The sequence below is a fragment of the Burkholderia sp. Ap-955 genome (assembly GCF_011753045.1).
Lineage (GTDB): Bacteria > Pseudomonadota > Gammaproteobacteria > Burkholderiales > Burkholderiaceae > Burkholderia > Burkholderia lata_D.
In genome coordinates, this window is sequence record NZ_VWWH01000038.1 from 1 (window position 1) to 15,832 (window position 15,832).

16 protein-coding genes are annotated in these 15,832 nt (G+C 68.1%); 6 read left to right on the forward strand and 10 right to left on the reverse strand.

From position 1 onward, the window contains the following. The 7 genes from F3J15_RS20340 to F3J15_RS20370 all read right to left on the reverse strand — a co-directional run. The coding region (locus F3J15_RS20340; RefSeq protein ID WP_275691232.1) for a thiamine pyrophosphate-binding protein at positions 1 to 542 on the reverse strand (542 nt) is incomplete at its 3' end. A 55-nt stretch (positions 543 to 597) separates the two neighbouring features. Further along, the gene (locus F3J15_RS20345; protein ID WP_166893631.1) at positions 598 to 1,236 is read right to left on the reverse strand and encodes a MarC family protein; all 639 of its coding nucleotides are present in this window, start codon (positions 1,234 to 1,236) and stop codon (positions 598 to 600) included. A gap of 64 nt (positions 1,237 to 1,300) precedes the next feature. Beyond that, positions 1,301 to 2,029: an NAD(P)H-dependent oxidoreductase gene (locus tag F3J15_RS20350; RefSeq protein WP_166893633.1), complete on the reverse strand. Its 729-nt coding sequence runs from the start codon at positions 2,027 to 2,029 to the stop codon at positions 1,301 to 1,303. Between the two features lie 41 nt (positions 2,030 to 2,070). Continuing rightward, positions 2,071 to 2,865, reverse strand: a complete 795-nt coding sequence (locus tag F3J15_RS20355; protein ID WP_166893635.1) for an ABC transporter permease — start codon at positions 2,863 to 2,865, stop codon at positions 2,071 to 2,073. Positions 2,866 to 2,885: 20 nt separating this feature from the next. After that, positions 2,886 to 3,761 (reverse strand): ABC transporter permease, encoded by an 876-nt coding sequence (locus F3J15_RS20360; RefSeq protein ID WP_166893637.1) that lies wholly within the window; start codon positions 3,759 to 3,761, stop codon positions 2,886 to 2,888. 25 nt (positions 3,762 to 3,786) lie between these two features. Then, positions 3,787 to 4,896, reverse strand: coding sequence for an ABC transporter substrate-binding protein (locus F3J15_RS20365; protein ID WP_166893639.1), 1,110 nt, complete (start codon positions 4,894 to 4,896; stop codon positions 3,787 to 3,789). A 114-nt stretch (positions 4,897 to 5,010) separates the two neighbouring features. Beyond that, positions 5,011 to 6,177 (reverse strand): ABC transporter ATP-binding protein, encoded by a 1,167-nt coding sequence (locus F3J15_RS20370; protein ID WP_166893641.1) that lies wholly within the window; start codon positions 6,175 to 6,177, stop codon positions 5,011 to 5,013. 145 nt (positions 6,178 to 6,322) lie between these two features. Here F3J15_RS20370 and F3J15_RS20375 point away from each other — a divergent pair, with 145 nt between their 5' ends. From F3J15_RS20375 to F3J15_RS20385, 3 genes are read left to right on the forward strand one after another with little or no spacing between them, the layout of a single operon-like run. Further along, the gene (locus F3J15_RS20375) at positions 6,323 to 7,111 is read left to right on the forward strand and encodes an enoyl-CoA hydratase-related protein (protein ID WP_166893643.1); all 789 of its coding nucleotides are present in this window, start codon (positions 6,323 to 6,325) and stop codon (positions 7,109 to 7,111) included. A 3-nt stretch (positions 7,112 to 7,114) separates the two neighbouring features. Continuing rightward, complete coding sequence (locus tag F3J15_RS20380; RefSeq protein ID WP_089427807.1) at positions 7,115 to 8,272, forward strand: acyl-CoA dehydrogenase family protein; 1,158 nt, start codon at positions 7,115 to 7,117, stop codon at positions 8,270 to 8,272. A gap of 52 nt (positions 8,273 to 8,324) precedes the next feature. After that, positions 8,325 to 10,460, forward strand: coding sequence for an acetate--CoA ligase family protein (locus tag F3J15_RS20385; RefSeq protein ID WP_166893645.1), 2,136 nt, complete (start codon positions 8,325 to 8,327; stop codon positions 10,458 to 10,460). A 215-nt stretch (positions 10,461 to 10,675) separates the two neighbouring features. Here F3J15_RS20385 and F3J15_RS20390 read toward each other — a convergent pair whose 3' ends face one another. Further along, positions 10,676 to 11,806, reverse strand: a complete 1,131-nt coding sequence (locus F3J15_RS20390; protein WP_166893647.1) for a porin — start codon at positions 11,804 to 11,806, stop codon at positions 10,676 to 10,678. A 273-nt stretch (positions 11,807 to 12,079) separates the two neighbouring features. Here F3J15_RS20390 and F3J15_RS20395 point away from each other — a divergent pair, with 273 nt between their 5' ends. Together F3J15_RS20395 and F3J15_RS20400 are read left to right on the forward strand one after the other, a co-directional pair. Continuing rightward, the gene (locus tag F3J15_RS20395) at positions 12,080 to 12,658 is read left to right on the forward strand and encodes a thioesterase family protein (RefSeq protein WP_089486074.1); all 579 of its coding nucleotides are present in this window, start codon (positions 12,080 to 12,082) and stop codon (positions 12,656 to 12,658) included. Positions 12,659 to 12,686: 28 nt separating this feature from the next. Then, positions 12,687 to 14,174 carry an aldehyde dehydrogenase gene (locus F3J15_RS20400; RefSeq protein ID WP_166893649.1) on the forward strand — a complete coding sequence of 496 codons (1,488 nt, stop codon included), beginning with the start codon at positions 12,687 to 12,689 and terminating at the stop codon, positions 14,172 to 14,174. A gap of 62 nt (positions 14,175 to 14,236) precedes the next feature. Here F3J15_RS20400 and F3J15_RS20405 read toward each other — a convergent pair whose 3' ends face one another. Beyond that, positions 14,237 to 14,644: a type II toxin-antitoxin system VapC family toxin gene (locus F3J15_RS20405; protein ID WP_166893651.1), complete on the reverse strand. Its 408-nt coding sequence runs from the start codon at positions 14,642 to 14,644 to the stop codon at positions 14,237 to 14,239. Continuing rightward, the gene (vapB, locus tag F3J15_RS20410; protein WP_089442828.1) at positions 14,641 to 14,883 is read right to left on the reverse strand and encodes a type II toxin-antitoxin system VapB family antitoxin; all 243 of its coding nucleotides are present in this window, start codon (positions 14,881 to 14,883) and stop codon (positions 14,641 to 14,643) included. The genes F3J15_RS20405 and vapB overlap by 4 nt, the downstream gene beginning before the upstream one ends. A 212-nt stretch (positions 14,884 to 15,095) precedes the next feature. Here vapB and F3J15_RS20415 point away from each other — a divergent pair, with 212 nt between their 5' ends. Then, a complete protein-coding gene (locus F3J15_RS20415; protein WP_166893654.1) occupies positions 15,096 to 15,779 on the forward strand; it encodes a phospholipase in 684 nt (227 codons plus the stop codon). Positions 15,780 to 15,832: the final 53 nt, after the last annotated feature.

Consider the following 15,832-nt stretch of genomic DNA (forward strand, 5'->3'; position numbering starts at 1 on the left):
GGCGGCGCCGCCGGCACGGGCGGCAACGTGTCGGCCGGCGCCGCGAGCACGTCGAGCGGGATCTGGAGGTGCACCGGGCGCGGCCGGCCGCCCGAGAACACCGCGAACGCGCGCGCGATCGCCTGCGGCAGTGCATCGGCGCGCGGCACCGTATAGCTGAACGCGGCAACGTTCCCGGCGAACGCGTGCTGGTCCGGCAGCTCGTGCAGATGGCCGTTGCCCGAGCCGATATCGCCGGACGCGTTGACGCTCGAGATCACCAGCATCGGAATCGAATCCGCAAACGCCTGCGCCATCGACGTCGCGATGTTCGTCATCCCGGGGCCGGTGATCACGAAGCACACGCCGGGCTTGCCGGTCGCGCGCGCATAGCCGTCCGCCATGAAACCGAGGCCCTGCTCGTGGCGCGCACTCACGTGACGCAGCGTGCTGCCGGCCAGCCCGCGGTACAGCTCGATCGTGTGCACGCCGGGAATGCCGAACACCGTGTCGACGCCGTATGCGGCGAGCAGGTCGACGAGATACATGCCAACTGTTTTCATTTCGCCTCCATCGTTCAGGACAGGTTTCTGGATCGTTCGCCAAGCGGCGAAGCCGTCAGTGCGCGAGCCCCGGCAGCAGTTCGCGTACGCCTTGCGCGAGCATCTGGAACGCGATCGCGGTCAGCACGATGCCCGACAGCCGCTCGACGAGCGTCCGGCCGATCTCGCCGAGCCGCCGGCACCACGACGCCGAGCACGCATACGTGAGCCCGATCACGCCCGCATGCAGCACGCAGGCCGCGCTCAGCGCGAGCAGGTCGGACGGCGTATGAAAGCGCGTCGCCGTCGTGATCACGAGCGACATCACCGCGCTGCCGATCGACAGCGGGAAGATCAGCGGCACGGCAATGTAGTTGCGCCATTGTGCGTACTCGAGCCGCGTGTCGCCGCCGCTGCGTTCGTCGTTTGCCGTGCCGCGCATCATCGGAATCGACCACAGGCACAGCACGAGGCCGCCCGTCAGCGTCAACGCGCCGAGCGTGAGGCCGAGCATGCGCAGCAGGAACTGCCCGCCCCATACCGCGCCGACCATCAGCACCGCGATCCACGCGAACAGCCTGAATGCGATCTGTCGCTGCGTCACGTCGGGAAAATGCCCGGTAACGGCCGCGTACATCGGGATCGCAACCGGCGGACAGAACAGCGTCAGCAGGCCGGTCAGGAACAGCAGCACGTCGCTCGACGTCAGGGTCATCGTTCGAACTCGGATGCGGTCGGATGGTTGAGAGGCGTATCGGCATCGTGGCCGGGTGTCGCGATCAGTCCAGCGCGGCTTCCTGCGGCGCGCGCTCGCGCGGCCGCATGTCGCCGTCGAAGTCGTCGAGCGTCGGAAACGCCATCGGTTCGAGCCGATCGAGCTGCGCGAGATGGTCGTCGTAGCGGTCGAGCACGGCCGCGCGCTCGGCATCGCCGATATACGGCACGTGATAGCCGACGAACGACGGCAGCACGTCGAAGCCCGCATAGCCGAGCGTGCCGCGCAGCACGTGGCGCAGCATCAGGTCCATTTCGCCATGCACGCCGTCCGCGCCGAACATGTAGTCGCGGCCGCCGCACGTATAGGCGAGCAGCGCGCGCTTGCCGCGCATCCCGCCGCGATCGTAGAAGCGCACGCCGCCGTACACCTTGCCCGACACGAGCACGCGGTCGATCCAGCCCTTCATGATCGCCGGTACCGAGCACCAGAACAGCGGGAAGCTCAGGATCAGCAGGTCGCATGCGGCCAGCTTGTCGAGTTCGGCGGCGATGTCCGGCGCGATCGCGTGCGCGGCGACGTTCTCGCGCTGCTCCAGCGCGTAGACGAGATAGTCGGGGTTCTTGCGCACGCCGAAATCCGCCGCGCTCGCGACCGGATTCCACTGCATCGCGTACAGGTCGGACACCGTCACGGTGTGCCCCTGCGCTTCGAGCGTACTCACCGCGCGGTGCAGCATCGACGTGGTGAACGACTGCGCCTCGGGATGGGCGTGGACGATCAGGACTTTCATGATGCGATTTTTCTCCGCAACGTAACGTTGAAGGGTTGAACTCACACGGCCCCGGCCGCGCGCTTGCGCAGCAGCGACAGGCCGATCGCGACGCAGGTCGCGACGAGCAGCAGCGTGGACACCGACGCGATCGCCGGGTCGACGTTCTCGCGCATCCCGTCCCACATGCGGCGCGGCAGCGTGTACACGCTCCGGCTCGAGATAAACAGCGTGACGACCAGCTCGTCCCACGACAGGATGAATGCGAACACCGCCGCCGACAGCACGCCCGGCCGGACCGACGGCAGGATCACGTAGCGCAGCGTTTGCGCGAGGTTCGCGCCGAGGCTGCGCGACGCCTGCTCGATCCGCAAGCCGACCGTCGCGAGCGACGCAGATACGGCCACCACCACGTAAGGCACCGACAGCACGACGTGCGACAGGATCACGGCCGGCAGGCTGTCGAGCATCCCGAGCTCGCCCCACAGCCGATAGAACGCGAGCGCCGACACGATCGGCGGCACGATCAGCGGAAACAGGATCACGCCGCGCACGAACTCTCCGCGCCGCGACGCGACCTTCCACAGCCCGATCGCGCACAGTGTGCCGAGCGTGACCGAGATCGCCGACGACGCCAGTGCGATCAACCCGCTCTGGAGAAAGCTCGACACCCAGCCGTCGTCGTCGAGCAGCACGCCGTAGTGCCGCAACGACAGCGTGCCGTCCGGCATCGACAGGTAGTCGCTCGGGGTCAGCGAGACGGGCACCGATACGAGCAGCGGCAGCATCAGGAACAGGATCGCGGCCCACGCGACACCGACCACCAGCGCGCGCCCTGCGGTCATGCGGTTCTTCATCGGTTCGTCCTCCGTTCGAATCAGCGCGCGCCGAACAGCTCGCGCAGGTCGACGAAACGCGCGAGCAGCGCGAGCGCAGCCAGGATCGACGCCAGCAGCAGCGACGCGAGCGCCGCCCCGCTGCCCCAGTTCACGAGCTGCAGGATCTGCGTGCTGATGTATTCGGCGATCATCACCGTGCGGCCGCCGCCGAGAATCACCGGCGTCACGTAGAAACCGAGCGAGAAGATGAACACGAGGATCGCCGCGCCGACGATGCCCGGCCGCGTCTGCGGGAAATACACCTTGCGGAACGTGACGAACGCGCCCGCGCCGAGCCCCTGCGACGCACGCGCGAGCTGCGGGTCGATGCCCTTCATGTTCGCGTACAGCGGCAGCACCGCATACGGAATCATGAAGTGGATCATCCCGATCACGACGCCGATCTCGTTGCGCATCAGCGGCAGCGGCGCGTCGATCAGCCCGACGCGCATCAGCAGCGTGTTGACGAGCCCCTGCTCGCCGAGCAGGAACAGCCACGAGAACGCGCGCACCAGCACCGACGCCCAGAACGGCACGAGCAACCCGAACATCAGCGCCATCCGCTGACGCGGGCCGACGTGCGCCATCGCATAGGCGATCGCGTAGCCGAGCGCGACCGAAAAGACCGTTGTGACCGCGCACACGCGCAGCGTCGTCCATAGCACGCGGCGCACGCCGTGGTTGTCGAGCAGCCGCGCGTAGTTCTGCAGGCCGGGCTCCGGCACCGTGAAGCCGAGCCACAGCACGCGCACGAGCGGAACCACGTACAGCACGATCAGCACCGCGAGCAGCGGCACGACGAGCAGCCAGTAGCGGTCGGCCTTCGCGCGGCCGAGCGGGACGGCGCCCGCGGCGGGAGTAGACAGGGGAGTCATGGCGTCACGCTCACGAGGCGGCGGATCAGGACGACATCAGGTCGGTGTACTGCGCGAGCGTCGCTTCGTAATGCTGCGCCCACCATTCGGGATTCACCTTGCACTGCTTCGCCCAGTTCTCGGGCGTGCCGGGATTGTCGGCGCGCAGCGCCTGCGGCACCGCGGCGGTCGCGGCCGGCGTCACCGGCCCGTTGCCGAGCAGCGACAGCAGGCGCACCTGCGGCTCCACACCCTGCACGAACTTGATGAACTGCCAGACGGCATCGCCCGACGGGTTGTTCTTCGGCACGCCCCACACGTCGCACGACGCGAGCCCCTGCTCCCACGTATAGCGGAACCGGCCGTTGCTCTCGCGCTGGATCACGTTCGCGCGCGTATGCCAGATGCACGCCATGCTGACTTCGCCGTTGCGCAGCAGCTGCAGGCTGTCCGCGCCCGAATCCCACAGCAGCACGTTCGAGCGCAGCTCCTTGAGTTTCTTCAGCGCGCGCGGCACGTCGATCGGGTAGACCTTGTCCTTGTCGACGCCGTCGGCCATCAGCGCGGCTTCGAGCGCGCCGCCCATCCACTTCCACAGCCCGCGCTTGCCCGGAAACTTGCCGACGTTCCAGAAATCGGCCCAGTTCTTCGGCGGATTCGCGCCGAACTTGCGCGCGTCGTAGACGAGCACGTAGCTCAGCAGGTACGACGGCACGCCGAAATCCGACGCGAGCCCAGGCAGTGTGTTGCGGCCAACGACCGAATAATCGATCGGCCGCAGGAAGCCCTGCTTGCCGAGCTTGATCGCCGCGAAGCCGTCGAGATCCATCACGTCCCAGATCACGTTCCTGTTCTCGACCATCGCCTTGATCTTGCCGTCCTCCGGCGACGAGTCGTAGCCCATCCTGATCCCGCTCGCCTTCGTGAACGGGTCCATGTACGCGGAGCGGAACGCCGAACGCGCTTCGCCGCCCCATGCGCTGAGCACGATTTCCTTCGGGTTCGACGCCAGCGCGTCCTTCGCGCCGAGCGACAGCAGCGTCGGTGCGATGCCGGCCGCCGCGCACAGCCGCAGGAAATCGCGGCGGCGCTGCGAGGTCACGGGTTGCAGCTCGCGTGCTTGGTCGAGCAGGTCCTGCAGATGGCGGTTCGTCATGGTGTCTCCTCCAGGCTGGGCAGCGCCCGCACGCATCTCGTCGTTGTCGGGCACGGGGAATCGGCCGGCGACGACGGCAGGCGCCGCGTCGCGCGGGATACAGCGTTCGCCGCGTCAGTCGGCCGCGATCCGGCAGGTCGCGTCGCGCTCCCACTGCACGAACACGTCCATGCCGGTGTGCGGCGACGCGAGCCCTCGCCACGCGGGCACGTCCGCCGTCATGCAGCCGAGCGCCGACGTCTCGATCTCGAAGCGGTACGACGAACCGAAATAGCTCCAATGACGGATGCGGCCGGCCACTTCGTTGTGCGCGCCGCCGCACGACGTCGCCGACACGGCGACCTTCTCGGGGCGCAGCGCGAACAGCAGCGTGTCGTCGGCGCGCGCGCCGCACGCGGGCGCGACGAACCGCGTATCGCCGACGCGATAGTGCGTGGTGGCCGCATCGCCGCCGAGTGCCACGCCTTCGATGAAGTTGCTCTTGCCGAGGAAATCCGCGACGAAGCGGTTCGCCGGCTGTTCGTACAGCCCGTCCGGCGTGCCGATCTGCTCGAGCCGACCGTCGCGCATGATCGCGATCCGGTCCGACATCGACAGCGCTTCCTCCTGGTCGTGCGTGACGAACAGAAACGTTGCCCCGAGCCGTTCGTGCAGCGCCTTCAGTTCGACCTGCACCTCGCCGCGCAGCTTGCGGTCGAGCGCGCCAAGCGGTTCGTCGAGCAGCACGAGATCGGGATCGAACACCAGCGCGCGCGCGATCGCGACGCGTTGCTGCTGGCCACCCGACAACTGGCGCGGCAGGCGATCCGCGAGATGGCCGAGCCGCACGAGATCGAGCGCGGCCTTCACGCGCTTCACCGCGTCGGGCCCCTTCTGCTTGCGCACCATCAGCGGATACGCGACGTTCTGTTCGACCGTCATGTGCGGAAACAGCGCATAGCCCTGGAACACCATCCCGAAGTTGCGCTTCTCCGGCGGCAACGCGACGATGCTGCGGCCGCCCACGCACAGGTCGCCGGTGGTCGGATGCTCGAAGCCCGCGACGATCGTCAGCAGCGTCGTCTTGCCGGAACCCGACGGCCCGAGGATCGTCAGGAATTCGCCGCGTGGAATCTCGATCGAAGTTTCCCGCAACGCATGCACACTGCCGTAGCGCTTCGACACGCGATCGATCTGCAGGCCTGCGCCGCTCGCGATGCGCCCCGCCGATGCGGTGCGTGCCACATGCGCCCCGACCCTTCCTTCCTCCACACCTGCCGACGTCTCCATCACCACGCTCATCGTGTGTCTCCTGGTCGACTCACAATTGGGTTGAACGTTCATTTAACAGAACTTATACTATGCCGAAATGCGGTCCGCAAGTAGCGGCGACCCTTGCCGGCTCTGACACACCCCGACACACAACAACCAGGAGACAGTGATCAGCATGAGCATCGAGGACATCCGAATCGAACGGCACGACGGCGTCGTGACCCTTCGACTGAACCGCCCGGCGAAGCGCAATTCGCTCGCGCGGCCGCATCTCGACTTTCTTCGCGAGACGCTCGACGCGCTCGCGAACGATCCGGCGGTGCGCTGCGTCGTGCTGACCGGCACCGGCAGCGCATTCTGCGCGGGCGCGGACGTCGACGAGTGGGCCGAGGCCGAGCGCAATGGCGAACTCGACACCTACGGGTGGACCGAACGCGCGCACCGTTTCGTGCAGGCGCTCGCCGCGTTTCCGCGCCCCACGATCGCCGCGTTGAATGGTTCGACGGTCGGCGCGGGCACCGACATCGGCTTCGCGTGCGACTTCCGCATCGCGAGCACGGCCGCGACGCTGCGCTGCGGGTATACGGGCATGGGCTACAGCCCCGACATGGGCGGAAGCTGGTTCCTGCCGCGCCTCGCGCGCCCCGACGTCGTGCGCCGCTTCATCTTCCTCAATGAACGCTGGAATGCGCAGGATGCGCTCGCGGCCGGGCTCGTGTCCGAAGTCGTCGACGCCGATGCGTTCGCGGAGCATGTCGCCGCGTTCGCCGCGCGGCTCGCTCAGGGGCCGAGCGTCGCGTTCGGCCATACCAAGGCACTGCTTGCGCAGTCGCTCACGCATACCCTTGCCGAGCAACTGCGCGGCGAGTTGGCGGCCGGCGTCGCTTGCGGTCACAGCGAGGACGGCCAGGAAGCGCTTCGCGCGTCGGTCGAAGGCCGCGCACCCCATTTTGTCGGGAGATGATTGATGGATTTTTCGCTGACCCAAGAGCAGGACATGCTGGTGACGTCGCTGCGTCAGTTCGTCGAGAAGGAACTGCAGCCTCATGAATTCGCAGTCGATCGCGCCGACGACGTGCCGGCCGAACTCGCCGATTCGATCCGCCGCAAGTCGCTCGAGCTTGGCTTCTACGCGTTCAACATGCCCGAGAGCGCCGGCGGCCCGGGCCTCGACTACGTGACGCAGGCGCTGGTCGAGCGCGAGCTCGGCCGCACGAGCTGGGCGCTGCATGTGTTCGTCGCGCGGCCCAGCAAGATCCTGATGGCATGCAAGGGCGACCAGATCGAGCGCTACCTGAAGCCGGCCGTGCGCGGCGAGCGCGTCGACTGCTTCGCGCTGACCGAACCGGGCGCCGGCTCCGACGCGATGGGCATCCGCACGCGCGCGGTGCGCGACGGCGACGACTACGTGATCAACGGCAGCAAGCACTTCATCAGCCACGCGGATACGGCCGACTTCGTGATCCTGTTCGCCGTCACCGGCGAGGAGGAAGTGCGCGGCCAGAAGCGCAAGCGCGTGACCTGCTTCCTGATCGACAAGGACACGCCGGGCATGACCGTGCGGCGCGGCCCGCACTGCACGAGCCTGCGCGGCTACCACCAGTCGGAGATCTTCCTGTCCGACTGCCGCGTGAGCGCCGCGCAGATCCTCGGCGAAGAGCATCGCGGCTTCGAGCTCGCGAACGACTGGCTCACCGCCGGCCGCGTGATGGTCGCCGCGAACAACATCGGCCGCGCGCAGCGCGCGTTCGAGATGGCCGCCGAATGGGCCGCGACGCGCCATCAGTTCGGCAAGCGCATCGGCGATTTCCAGGGCACGTCGTTCAAGCTCGCCGACATGCAGACCGAGATCCGCGCGGCGGAACTCGTCACGCTCTACACCGCGCAGAAGCTCGACCAGGGCACGATGACCGACGGCGACGCCGCGCTCGCGAAACTGCTGGCCACCGAGACGCTCGGCCGCGTAACCGATCACGCGGTGCAGATCTACGGCGGCATGGGGTTGATGGACGAACTGCCGATCGAGCGCTTCTGGCGCGATGCGCGCATCGAGCGTATCTGGGAAGGCACGTCCGAGATCCAGCGCCACATCCTGTCCAAGGAAATCCTCCGACGCTACAGCTGACGCGAAACGTCGCGCCGGCGCGCAAGCCGGCGCGCGTTCCGAAAGGACCATCATGACCTCTTCCCCTGAAGTCAGGGATCGCCGTGCCGCCGCCGCGGCCAACCTGCGCCGGCTGCTCGAGCCGGCCAGCATCGCGTTCGTCGGCGGGCGCGGCATCGCGGGCGCCGTGCAGCGCTGTCGCCACTACGGCTATGCCGGCGACATCTGGCTCGTCAATCCGAACCATGCCGAGATCGACGGCGTGCACTGCCATGCAAGCGTCGCCGACCTGCCCGCCGCGCCCGATGCCGTGTTCGTCGCGGTCCCCGCGCGGCAGGCGATCGACGTCGTGCGCGCGCTCGCCGAACGCGGCGCCGGCGGCGCGATCGTGTACGCGTCGGGTTTCTCCGAAACGGGCGCCGGCGGCGCCGGATTACAGCAGGCGCTCGTCGACGCCGCCGGCGACATGGCCGTGCTCGGGCCCAACTGCTACGGGTTGATCAACGGCCTGAACGGCAGCGCGCTGTGGCCGGTCGCGCACGGCGCGCCGCGCGTCGAGTCGGGCGTCGCGGTGATCACGCAAAGCGGCAACCTCGCGTACAACCTGTCGATGAGCGCACGCTCGGTGCCGTTCGCGTACCTGGCGAGCGTCGGCAACCAGGCGTCGGTCGACATCGCGCGCCTCGTCGATGCATTCGTCGACGATCCGCGCATCCGCGCGATCGGCGTGCATCTCGAAGGATTGAAGGACGTGCGCGCGTTCAGCGAGGCCGCCGCCCGCGCGCTCGCGCGCGGCGTGCCGATCGTCGCACTGAAGAGCGGGACTTCGGCGCTCGGCGCGCAGCTCGCGATCAGCCACACGAGTTCGCTTGCGGGCTCGGACGCGCTGTACGACGCACTGTTCCGGCGGCTCGGCGTGATCCGCGTGAAGGACCCGGTCGGCCTCGTCGAAACGCTGAAGCTGTTCGCGATCGCCGGTGTGCCCGAGCGCCGCACGCTCGCCGCGCTCGCGACGTCCGGCGGCGATGCAGGGCTCGTCGCGGATCTCGGCGAGGCGCGCGGCATCGCATTCCCGCCGGTCGGCGATGCCGGGCGCGACGCGCTCGGCAACGTGCTGCCCGAGTACGCGACGATCGCGAACCCGCTCGATTTCACGACGACGCCGTGGGGCGATCCGGACAAGATGCGCGCGTGCTGCGACGCGTTGCTGGCCGACCGCCCCGGCGCGGCCGCGATGATTCTCGACTATCCGCAGGAAGCGACCGGCGAACGGCCGCTGTGCGACATCGCGGCGCAAGCGTTCGCCGCGTCCGCGCGCCAGCACGGCGTGGTCGGCGCGGTGATCTCGGTGTTTCCGGACCTCACGCCGCCCGATCACGCAGCACGCATGGCCGCGGCCGGCATCGCGCCGCTGCAGGGGCTCGCCGACGGGATCGACGCAATCGGCGCGGCGATGACTTACGGCGAGACGCGCCGCCGCGTGCTCGACGCCGATGCGCTGAACGCGCTGCCGGTACTGCGGGCCGGCAACGGCGGCGCCAGTCACGGCGCCACGACGCTGCACGACGAATGGGCGAGCAAGCGGATGCTGGCCGCGCACGGGCTCGACGTGCCGTCCGCCGAATGCGTCGCGCCCGCCGATGCACCGTTCGCCGCGCAGCGGCTCGGGTTTCCGGTCTGCGTGAAAGTGGTCAGCGATCGCCTGCCGCACAAGACCGAGGCCGGCGCGGTCGCGCTGAAGCTCGCGTCGCCCGAAGCCGTCGCCGCCGCCGTCGAGCGGATGACCGAACAGGTCGCGCGTTACGCGCCGGACGTGCGCGTCGAGCGCATCCTCGTCGAAAAGATGGCCGACGCGCCGCTGCTCGAACTGATCGTCGGCGTGAAGCGCGAGCCGAATTTCGGTCTTGCGCTCGTGCTCGGCACCGGCGGCGTGCTGGTCGAGCTGATCCGCGACACCGCGACACTCCTGCTGCCGGTGCGTGAAAGCGATGTGCGCGACGCCCTGCTCGGGCTGAAGCTCGGCCCGCTGCTGACCGGCTATCGCGGACGTCCGAAGGCCGATCTCGATACGGTGGTGGCAAACGTGATGGCGATCGCACGCTTCGCGCAGGCACACGCCGACACGCTGGTCGAACTCGACGTCAATCCGCTGCTGGTGATGGAACGCGGCGCGGTGGCCGTTGATGCGCTGGTCAGGCTCGACGCCTGACACCCGCCGGCCCGCTCAGGTATCGCCCGAGCGGGCCGGCGGCAAGCGTGCGCGGGTCTTCGCCGCAGTTCGTTCAATGACGCTCGCCGAGCGTGCCGTCCGTGCTCACGCAATCGTCGCCGGCCGCGTCGCGCAGCGCGGCGACGACACCCTTCGACGCAGGCCCGAGCCGGGCCGACGGGGCCGGCTCTGCCCGGCCCGGGCCGGGGGAACGATCAGAAGTTGTGCCGCATGCCGATGCGCGCGGCGGCTTGCGTGCGGCTCGTCGACGGCGTGAAGCTGTAGCCGATCACCGCATCGACGCCGTTCGATGCGCGCATCCAGTCGACGGCCGCATAGACGTCCGTGCGCTTGGACAGCGCGTAATGCGTTCCGAGCGCGACTTCGTGCCAGTGATGGCCTTCGAACGTCGTGTACTGGTAGCCCGCGACGAGCGACAGCGCCGGGCTCGCCTGGTACAGGCCGCCCGCCTCGTACACGCGCATCGTCGACGATTGCCCGTAGCCCTTGAACGTCGTGTTGCTGAAATCCGCGTTGAGCGTCAGCTTGCCGAGCGTGTACGACGCGCCGATCCCGAAGATCGACTGCGAGTCGATCGAGAACGGCGTCGAGTCGTGCAGGTCCGTGACCGCGCCCGTCGCCGGATCGACGGTCGCGACCGTCTGTCCGAGCATCGTACTCACGCCCATCTGCGCATACGGATCGAGCGCCGCGAGCCGGCGCGGCGCGTTGAGCCGCGTATAGTTGCCGCCTGCCGAGAAATCGCCGTGCGTGTAGCTCGCGCCCAGGCTCCACGCACTGCCGTCGTGGAAGCTGCCCGCATCGTTGCTGAACGAATACATGCCACCGACCACGAGCCCGTGGAAACTGTTGCTGACGAACTTCACCGCGTTCTGCAGCCGGTCGCCGCTCTGACGGTCGAAGTCGCCCAGGTGCACGCCGTAGCCGCTGCCGAACGCGCTGACGTTGTAGTTCGCAGTGAAATCGAACGCAAAGTCGTACTGGTTGCCGAACGTCAGCGTGCCCCAGTCGTTGCCAAGCCCCACGTACGCCTGCCGCCCGAACATCGCGCCGCCCTGGTTCAGCTTGCCGGTGCCGAGCCGGAACCCGTTCTCGAGCTTGAACACGGCCTTGTTGCCGCCGCCGAGATCCTCCGTGCCCATCAGGCCGACGCGGTTGCCGTACGACACGCCGTCGTCGAACAGGTACGCATGCGCGCCGCCCGTATTGTTCACGTAGGTGATGCCGCCGTCGATGATCCCGTACAGCGATACGCTGCTCTGGGCGTGTGCGTAGCCGTGGACCATCACCGACATCATGCCGGCCAGCAGGAAGCGCTTCTTCATTTTTCGGTGTCTCCGGTTTCCGCACGAGGCGGATCGATTGTTCGTTGTACGTGACATGCAGATGCGCCGCCCGCCCTGCTTCGCTTCGGCATCGCGGCGCTGGCGAGTATAGGTTTCGTTGAATGAATGTTCAATTGATTGGGAGAGGAATCCGCACCGGTGTTTACACGCATCGGTGATATCTTTATTGAAAAAACGTTCAACCCGTCATAACATCGACCGGCAGCCCCGCGGACGACGTGCGGGCCCGTTCCGAACCCTGGAGTGCACTGGATGACGACCCACCTCAGCCCCGCCGCCGAGCCGCGCCTGCGCTCGGCCTACGAAGGACAGAAGGCGCGTCCGTACGACCCCGCCGCACCGATCGCGACGCCCCTCGTCCTGCATCGCTGCACCGTGCAGCCCGAGTGGGTCGATTACAACGGCCACATGAGCGAATCGTGCTATCTGCTCGTGTTCGGCGACAGCAGCGATGCGTTCTTCCGCTACTTCGGCATCGACGACGACTATCGCGAGGCCGGCTGCTCGATTTACTCGGCGGAAACGCATATCCGCCACCTGCGCGAAGCGATGCTCGGCGAACCGCTCAGGCTCACGGTGCGGCTGCTCGACATGGACGACCGGCGGCTGCACGTGTTCCATTCGATGCACCATGCGACGACGGGCGCGCAACTCGCGACCGGCGAGCAACTGCTGACCCACGTCGACATGCGCGCGAAACGCTCCGCGCCGTTCCCGGCCGCGATCCGCCGGCATCTCGACGCGATTCACGCCGAACATGCGCGCGCGCCGCACGAGCCGCATGCGGGCCGCGCGATTGCGATCCGCCGCCCTACGCCCGCTTCACGCTGATCTCGCCGACCCACGACGGAGTGTTCTCATGCAGACGAACGACGCCTGGCGCACGCGCGCCAGCCAGCTCGACATCGATTCCCGCGCCTTCGTGGACGGTACGTTCCGCGACGCGCACGACGGCGCCACCTTCGCCTGCACGAGCCCGATCGACGGCCGCGCGCTCGCGCAGGTCGCGCATTGCCGGCAGGCCGACGCCGACCTCGCGGTCGCGGCCGCGAGGCGCGCATTCGAAAGCGGTGCATGGCGCGACGCGTCGCCGCGCGAACGCAAGCGCGTGATGCTGCGCTGGGCCACGCTGATCCGCGAGCACGCGGACGATCTCGCGCTGCTCGAAACGCTCGACACCGGCAAGCCGATCGGCGACACGACCACGATCGACATCCCGTCGACCGCCTACTGCGCCGAGTGGTTCGCCGAAGCGATCGACAAGACGGGCGGCGAAGTCGCGCCAGCCGACGCGCATCTCGTCGGGCTCGTCACGCGCGAGCCGATCGGCGTGGTCGCGGCGGTCGTGCCATGGAATTTCCCCGCGATGATCGCGATGTGGAAATGCGCGCCGGCGCTCGCGGCCGGCAACAGCGTCGTGCTGAAACCGTCGGAGAAATCGCCGCTCAGTGCGTTGCGACTCGCCGCGCTGGCCGCGCAGGCCGGGCTGCCGGCCGGCGTGCTGAACGTGCTGCCGGGCTTCGGCGATGCGGGCGAAGCGCTCGCGCGGCATCCGGACGTCGACTGCATCGCATTTACCGGCTCGACCGCGGTTGGCCACAAGGTCGCGCGCTGCGCGGCCGATTCGAACCTGAAGCGCGTGTGGCTCGAACTCGGCGGCAAGTCGCCGCAGATCGTACTGCCCGACTGTCCGGACCTCGAACGCGCGGCGCGCACCGTCGCGCATGCGGTGTTCTACAACACCGGGCAGATGTGTACGGCGGGTTCCCGTTTGCTCGTTCATCGTGCGATCCGTGACGAACTCGTCGCGCGCGTGCTCGCGATCGCACCCGAGTACGCGCCCGGCGATCCGCTGTCGCCCGCGACGCGCATGGGCAGCCTGATCGATGCCGCGCAGGTCGAACGCGTGCTCGGCTACGTCGACGCGGGCCGCGACGAGGCGACGTTGCTCGCGGGCGGCAAGCGTGCGCGCGCCGGGAGCGGCGGCCAGTACGTCGAACCGACCGTGTTCGACTGCCCGCGTGCCGACGCGCGGATCGTGCGCGAGGAGATTTTCGGGCCGGTGCTGGCGGTCACGGCGTTCGACGATCTCGATACGGCCATCGCGCACGCGAACGACACGCGCTACGGGCTGGCCGCATCGGTATGGACGGCCAACCTGACGACCGCGCACGAAACCGCGCGCCGGCTGCGGGCCGGTACGGTGTGGGTGAACGGCTATGAGGAAACCGACGACATGAACTTCCCGTTCGGCGGCTTCAAGGAATCGGGCAACGGACGCGACAACTCGCTGCACGCGCTGGAGAAATATACGGAGTTGAAGTCGACGGTGATCCGGTTGCGGTGAGGTCCGGGCGGCGCGCGCCCGCAGGACGAATCCGCTCCCGTTGCGGCATGACCGCCATGCGATCAGTTTTCACGCGCCTCGGCGAGCCAATCCTCGACCTGTAGCCCCGGGACTCGCGCAAACTCGCGCACGTTATGTGTGACGAGCACCAGACGCCGAGCGCGTGCCTGCCCTGCGATCAACGCATCGTACGGACCGATCGGGGTGCCCGCCGCAGTCAGATGCGCACGAATCTCGCCCGCGTGCTGAGCATCCTCCACATCGAACGACACCACCTCGAACTGAAGTGCCTCGACACGTGCCACGTTCGCTGCCGCTCTCTGGCTCTTGTAGGCGCCGTAATAGAGTTCATGCGCGACGATCGCCGGCATGCCGAAATCGGCTGGCTGATACGTGCGCAGCCGAGCCAGCATGGCCGGCTCGCCTTTCATGATGGCGATTACAGCGTTGGTGTCCAGCAGAAATTTCATTCGAATACGTCCAGATCCGGGCGTTCCTGAGCGGCAGGCTCGGTCGTGGCGGCGGCTTCGAAATCGGCGTCGACCGGGCCGATCAGCGGCGTGAGCCATGCCCAGTCTTGCGGCACCGGCTCGAGAATCACCGATGAACCGTGGCGACGAATCCGGACCTCGGTCGTGTCGAAGCGGAAATCCTTCGGCAGACGGACAGCCTGCGATCCGCCATGCTTGAAAATCTTGGCAGTATCCATCTTCGCCCCTCGCGTATCTACGAAATGTATCTATTTTAACCACTCCGCGCGCTGATGACGAGTCACCCGATCGGTATATGAACAATGAGCAACGGGGCGTCGCGGAAACCCGATTCATTCCCACCAGGAAACAATCAATCGCACGCCGGCGATTCACGTCACCGCCCGCACGCCCTAGACTGTCGCATCGCTCCCCTTTCGGACCCCACGCAATGACCGACGTCCTGCCGCTGACCACCGATCCCGAGTCGGGCCTCCAGTACCGGCTGCGCCCGGCCACCGGCCGCCCCGCTGCCCGCCTGTTGCTGCTGCATGGCGTCGGCGGCAACGAAACCAACCTGCTGAACCTGGCCGACGTCATCGATCCGCGCATCGAGATCGCCTTCCTGCGCGCCCCGCTCGCGTTCGGCCCCGACCAGCACGCGTGGTTTCCGGTGCGCTTCGGCCCCAACGGCCCCGAAATCGACGCGGCCCGCGCGGACGCGAGCCGCGTCAAGCTGATCACGCTGCTGCGCGCCTTCCACGCCGGCGGTGACACGGGCGCGACCTTGCCGACGGTGATTGCCGGCTTCAGCCAGGGCGGCATCATGAGCGCGAGCGTCGGCCTCACGTCGCCGCAGGACGTCACCGCATTCGCGGTGTTGTGCGGGCGCATCCTGCCCGAAATCGATCCGCTGATCGCGCCGCGCGATGCCCTTCGCCCGCTCCATGCGCTGATCGTGCACGGCCGCGCCGACGACAAGCTGCCCGTCGCGTGGGCCGACACCGCCGACGCGAAGCTCACGGCGCTCGGCGTCGCGCACGATACGCGGCTGTACGCGGCCGGCCACGAACTGACCGCGGAGATGGCCGGCGATTTCGGCCGCTGGGTCGGCGAACGCACCGGATTGAACTGACCGTCACGAGGCGCCGGGCGCGCCGGCCGCGAACGACCCGGCGCGCCCGGCTC

What these genes read in the sequence shown, in the direction of transcription:
- F3J15_RS20400 (WP_166893649.1), top strand. Translation starts at nt 12,687, where the DNA reads ATGCAGACGAACGACGCCTGGCGCACGCGCGCCAGCCAGCTCGACATC.
- F3J15_RS20350 (WP_166893633.1), bottom strand. Translation starts at nt 2,029, where the DNA reads ATGAAAGTCCTGATCGTCCACGCCCATCCCGAGGCGCAGTCGTTCACC.
- F3J15_RS20380 (WP_089427807.1), top strand. Translation starts at nt 7,115, where the DNA reads ATGGATTTTTCGCTGACCCAAGAGCAGGACATGCTGGTGACGTCGCTG.
- F3J15_RS20370 (WP_166893641.1), bottom strand. Translation starts at nt 6,177, where the DNA reads ATGAGCGTGGTGATGGAGACGTCGGCAGGTGTGGAGGAAGGAAGGGTC.
- F3J15_RS20385 (WP_166893645.1), top strand. Translation starts at nt 8,325, where the DNA reads ATGACCTCTTCCCCTGAAGTCAGGGATCGCCGTGCCGCCGCCGCGGCC.
- F3J15_RS20375 (WP_166893643.1), top strand. Translation starts at nt 6,323, where the DNA reads ATGAGCATCGAGGACATCCGAATCGAACGGCACGACGGCGTCGTGACC.
- F3J15_RS20360 (WP_166893637.1), bottom strand. Translation starts at nt 3,761, where the DNA reads ATGACTCCCCTGTCTACTCCCGCCGCGGGCGCCGTCCCGCTCGGCCGC.
- F3J15_RS20345 (WP_166893631.1), bottom strand. Translation starts at nt 1,236, where the DNA reads ATGACCCTGACGTCGAGCGACGTGCTGCTGTTCCTGACCGGCCTGCTG.
- F3J15_RS20395 (WP_089486074.1), top strand. Translation starts at nt 12,080, where the DNA reads ATGACGACCCACCTCAGCCCCGCCGCCGAGCCGCGCCTGCGCTCGGCC.
- F3J15_RS20390 (WP_166893647.1), bottom strand. Translation starts at nt 11,806, where the DNA reads ATGAAGAAGCGCTTCCTGCTGGCCGGCATGATGTCGGTGATGGTCCAC.
- F3J15_RS20405 (WP_166893651.1), bottom strand. Translation starts at nt 14,644, where the DNA reads ATGAAATTTCTGCTGGACACCAACGCTGTAATCGCCATCATGAAAGGC.
- F3J15_RS20415 (WP_166893654.1), top strand. Translation starts at nt 15,096, where the DNA reads ATGACCGACGTCCTGCCGCTGACCACCGATCCCGAGTCGGGCCTCCAG.
- F3J15_RS20355 (WP_166893635.1), bottom strand. Translation starts at nt 2,865, where the DNA reads ATGAAGAACCGCATGACCGCAGGGCGCGCGCTGGTGGTCGGTGTCGCG.
- F3J15_RS20365 (WP_166893639.1), bottom strand. Translation starts at nt 4,896, where the DNA reads ATGACGAACCGCCATCTGCAGGACCTGCTCGACCAAGCACGCGAGCTG.
- vapB (WP_089442828.1), bottom strand. Translation starts at nt 14,883, where the DNA reads ATGGATACTGCCAAGATTTTCAAGCATGGCGGATCGCAGGCTGTCCGT.